The following is a 4626-nucleotide window of genomic DNA, read 5'->3' as shown; positions in this document are numbered from 1 at the left end:
AGCGATGCTCGGCGACGAACGCGTACTTCATTTTGCATCCTTGGCGAAGTACGCGGCTGCCTTTTTTAATATATCGCGCTCCTCCGTCACCCGCGCCAGCTCACGCTTGAGCCGGCGGTTCTCAGCTTCATGGTCCACAGATGACGCATGTGACGCGGCCGTTGCGTACAACTTCATCCATTTGTAAAGCGAGTGGGTGCTGACGCCTAAGCGCTCTGAAACCTCACGAACTGGATATCCACATACCGTGATCTGATGCACTGCGTCGCGCTTGAAATCCCCACTGAAATTTGGCTTCCCCATTATGGCCTCCTTGCCTCAAAATTAGGGAAAAAAGCGTCTACAATACTAGGGGCTATTCAGCGCCCGGTTCCGCTAAAACAACAATAAAGCGCGGGCCTGCAAGAAGCTGAGCTTCACTGTAGGTTTGGTTGTCGTCTAGGAGTGTACGTGGCAGGTAAAAGCTTGAGCTCATGCTTGCAAGATATGGTGCTGGGCGACGTCCTTCCAGCTAAATTAGGTGCCGAAGTCACGCCGGTAACCTTTTTTCTAAGTGCCTGCATCATGAGCTCGCACCACAAAGAAATTATACTCGTGTCGAATGTCCGGTCTGACGGGCCGTGCCGCAGCATGCCGATCATCGAGTAAATGGCAGCAATGGGCCGCTTGCGCTCAGGTATCAATCTGGGGCCTGCATCTCCAGAACGCGTTACGAGACGGCTGACCGCAAGCAGAAAACAGAGAGATTTGGTTCCGGCTTTTGGTTCCGGCTACAGATTTTCTGCCCGTTGTCTTTATACCACACCCACGAAACGCTCCCGGTTGCTTCCACAGTGCTTCCAGTGCGTATTTCCCATCGCAAAAGGCCCCGCGACTGCGGGGCTTTAAGCATTTGATATTGTAATTTATGGTTGCGGGAGTAGGATTTGAACCTACGACCTTCAGGTTATGAGCCTGACGAGCTACCGGGCTGCTCCATCCCGCGCCAATCTGTTGCGGTCAGTTGTTTGTTCTGACACGCGATCGTATTGAGAGATATGTTGTTTGCCTGGTTCTTTCTAGGTTTGGCGGCGACCTACTCTCCCACGTCTTGAGACGCAGTACCATTGGCGCGACGGCACTTAACGGCCGGGTTCGGAATGGAGCCGGGTGTTTTGCTCGTGCTATGGCCACCAAACCGAGAAAGAACCAGAACGTTCCGCAGGAATGTCGGTGGGTGGCAGCGTTTTGCAAAGCGATAACGCGTCCCCACACCCATCCATTCGGGCGGAATCAAATCAACATTGTCCAAGTTCTGTACACGTTTGATGTGTATGCTTTCGATCCGTTGAAGCTGGTTTTGCCTGGCTTCTACTGGATCAAATCAAGCCTATCGGGCAATTAGTACCGGTCAACTGAACGCATTGCTGCGCTTACATCTCCGGCCTATCGACGAGGTGGTCTACCTCGGCCCTCAGGGATACCTTGTTTTGAGGGGGGCTTCCCGCTTAGATGCCTTCAGCGGTTATCCTTTCCGATCATAGCTACCCAGCACTGCTCCTGGCGGAACAACTGGTACACCAGTGGATCGTTCACCCCGGTCCTCTCGTACTAGGGGCAACTCCTCTCAAGTATCCTACACCCACGGCAGATAGGGACCGAACTGTCTCACGACGTTCTAAACCCAGCTCACGTACCTCTTTAAACGGCGAACAGCCGTACCCTTGGGACCTGCTCCAGCCCCAGGATGAGATGAGCCGACATCGAGGTGCCAAACACTGCCGTCGATATGGACTCTTGGGCAGTATCAGCCTGTTATCCCCGGCGTACCTTTTATCCGTTGAGCGATGGCCCTCCCACTTGGGACCACCGGATCACTATGGCCGTCTTTCGACTCTGCTCGACTTGTCAGTCTCGCAGTCAGGCTGGCTTCTGCCATTGCACTCAACGAGCGATTTCCGACCGCTCTGAGCCAACCTTCGCGCGCCTCCGTTACTCTTTAGGAGGCGACCGCCCCAGTCAAACTACCCGCCACACAGGGTCCCGGATCCGGATAACGGACCGCGGTTAGACATCAAGCAGAACAAGGGTGGTATCTCAAAGGTGACTCCACAGAAACTGGCGTTCCTGCTTCAAAGTCTACCACCTATTCTGCACATGTTCGGCCTAATGCCAGTGTGAAGCTGTAGTAAAGGTGCACGGGGTCTTTCCGTCTAACCGCGGGAAGCCTGCATCTTGACAGGCAATTCAATTTCGCTGAGTCTATGTTGGAGACAGCGGGGAAGTCGTTACGCCATTCGTGCAGGTCGGAACTTACCCGACAAGGAATTTCGCTACCTTAGGACCGTTATAGTTACGGCCGCCGTTTACCTGGGCTTCAATTCAACGCTCTCACATCTCCTTTTAACCTTCAGGCACCGGGCAGGCGTCAGACCCTATACGTCGTCTTGCGACTTCGCAGAGCCCTGTGTTTTTAGTAAACAGTCGCCACCCCCTGGTTTGTGCCCCCAGCCCCTAGTTGCCTAGGAACCGGGCCTCCTTCTCGCGAACTTACGGAGGTATTTTGCCGAGTTCCTTCAACATAGTTCTCTCAAGCGCCTTGGTATTCTCTACCAGTCCACCTGTGTCGGTTTAGGGTACGATCTAGCGATGGAGCTATTTCCTGGGACCTCTCAACGGCCCCTCCAATCCGATAAGGAGGAACAATCTTCGAGATCCGTCACTTCCATCTGGCCCAGGAATATTAACCTGGTTCCCATCGACTACGCCTTTCGGCCTCGCCTTAGGGGTCGGCTTACCCTGCTCAGATTAGCTTTAAGCAGGAACCCTTGGACTTTCGGCGAGAGTGTCTCTCACACTCTTTGTCGCTACTCATGTCATCATTCTCACTAGTGATCTCTCCACCGGATGGCTCGCGCCCCGGCTTCACAGAAAGCTCCGCGTCTCCAATGCGGGCGAACCCGCTAAGGAGACATGGAACTATGTCACACTACGCTCTGCTACCATGCACTATGTGCATCCTAAGCTTCGGCTCATGGCTTGAGCCCCGTTACATCTTCGCCGCAGGACAACTTATTTAGACCAGTGAGCTGTTACGCTATCTTTAAAGGATGGCTGCTTCTAAGCCAACCTCCTGGTTGTTTTGGTCGTCCCACCTGCTTTCCCACTTAGCCATGAATTGGGGGCCTTAGCTGTAGGTTAGGGTTGTTTCCCTCTCCACAACGGACGTTAGCATCCGCTGTGTGTCTGCCATCTAGTACTCCCGGGTATTCGGAGTTTGGTTAGGATCAGTAAGCCTGTGGGGCCCCATTACCCATCCAGTGCTCTACCCCCCGGGGTATTCGGATGACGCTCTACCTAAATAGATTTCGCAGAGAACCAGCTATCTCCGAGTTTGATTGGCCTTTCACCCCTAGGCACAACTCATCCCGACCTTTTTCAACAGGTGTGGGTTCGGACCTCCAGTAAGTGTTACCTTACCTTCATCCTGGTCATGCCTAGATCACTCGGTTTCGGGTCTGATCCATCTAACTCATGCGCCCTATTAAGACTCGCTTTCGCTGCGCCTACACCTAACGGCTTAAGCTTGCTAGATAGACCAAGTCGATGACCCATTATACAAAAGGTACGCCGTCACTTCGCAAGGAAGCTCCGACTGATTGTAGGCGTTCGGTTTCAGGTACTGTTTCACTCCCCTCGTCGGGGTGCTTTTCACCTTTCCCTCACGGTACTGGTTCACTATCGGTCAGTAAGGAGTACTTAGCCTTCGGGGGTGGTCCCCCGATCTTCAGACAGGATTTCACGTGTCCCGCCCTACTTAATACGTCCCATCGAGCTTCCTATACGGGGCTGTCACCCGCTATGGCCATGCTTTCCAGCATGTTCTAGTCACTCTCAAGGCTCGGCTGGTCCCCGTTCGCTCGCCGCTACTAGGGGAGTATCTATTGATGTCCTTTCCTCCGGGTACTTAGATGTTTCAGTTCCCCGGGTTTGCTCTTATAAACCTATGTATTCAGTCTATAAGTACCTGTTTCAGCTCATTATTGACCACCCCGAAGGGTAACAATAACAAACTGTCAGGTGGGTTGCCCCATTCGGAAATTCATGGATCAAAGCTTATTCTCAGCTCCCCATGACTTATCGCAGAGTATCACGTCCTTCATCGCCTCTTACTGCCAAGGCATTCACCAAACGCCCTTCTCGCGCTTGATTTGATCCAGAAGAAGACAGGCCGTTTTGATGTGCTACCGCCTTCGGCTACTTGAGCACGACGAGGCAACACGCGGTCTATCGCGGCCCACGCTGGTAACGTATGGGCCTTTACTTCTGAAACAAAAGCATACTTTCCCGCCTGGCTTGCGCCAGACATGGTTCAATCCGTGCGGATCGAACCTGGTTAGTGTACTTGACTTGGACAACTTTGCTCGTTTCAGAAGGGCTACGCTCATCCGGCCGGCTAGACCAGTTTCACGCCTTCCATAGTCATTCATGTGTCCTACCGCCTTGCGGCTACTTGAGGACGCAACCCCGTCACCTTACGGTCACGTGGCGACTACAGAACCAACTGAGATCATCCCGCTACTCCGGGCGATCAAGCAATGTTGATTTGTATCTCTCTATACGATGTCAATTCGTCCGATTGGACGG

General features: G+C 53.1%; 1 tRNA gene, 2 rRNA genes and 1 pseudogene. All 4 read right to left on the bottom strand.

Going from position 1 to position 4626, the window contains the following annotated elements:
- Positions 1–303: pseudogene (locus DMZ65_RS19170) on the bottom strand (transposase); the annotation flags it as partial.
- 605 nt (positions 304–908) lie between these two features.
- Positions 909–985, bottom strand: a tRNA-Met gene (locus DMZ65_RS19165).
- Positions 986–1062: 77 nt separating this feature from the next.
- A 5S ribosomal RNA gene (gene rrf, locus DMZ65_RS19160) occupies positions 1063–1177 on the bottom strand.
- Positions 1178–1359: 182 nt separating this feature from the next.
- Positions 1360–4191, bottom strand: a 23S ribosomal RNA gene (locus DMZ65_RS19155).
- Positions 4192–4626: the final 435 nt, after the last annotated feature.

It is taken from the genome of Primorskyibacter marinus (assembly GCF_003313245.1).
Lineage (GTDB): Bacteria > Pseudomonadota > Alphaproteobacteria > Rhodobacterales > Rhodobacteraceae > Primorskyibacter > Primorskyibacter marinus.
The sequence above is the reverse complement of the archived record's forward strand: the minus strand, read 5'-3'. Positions and strand labels throughout refer to the sequence as shown.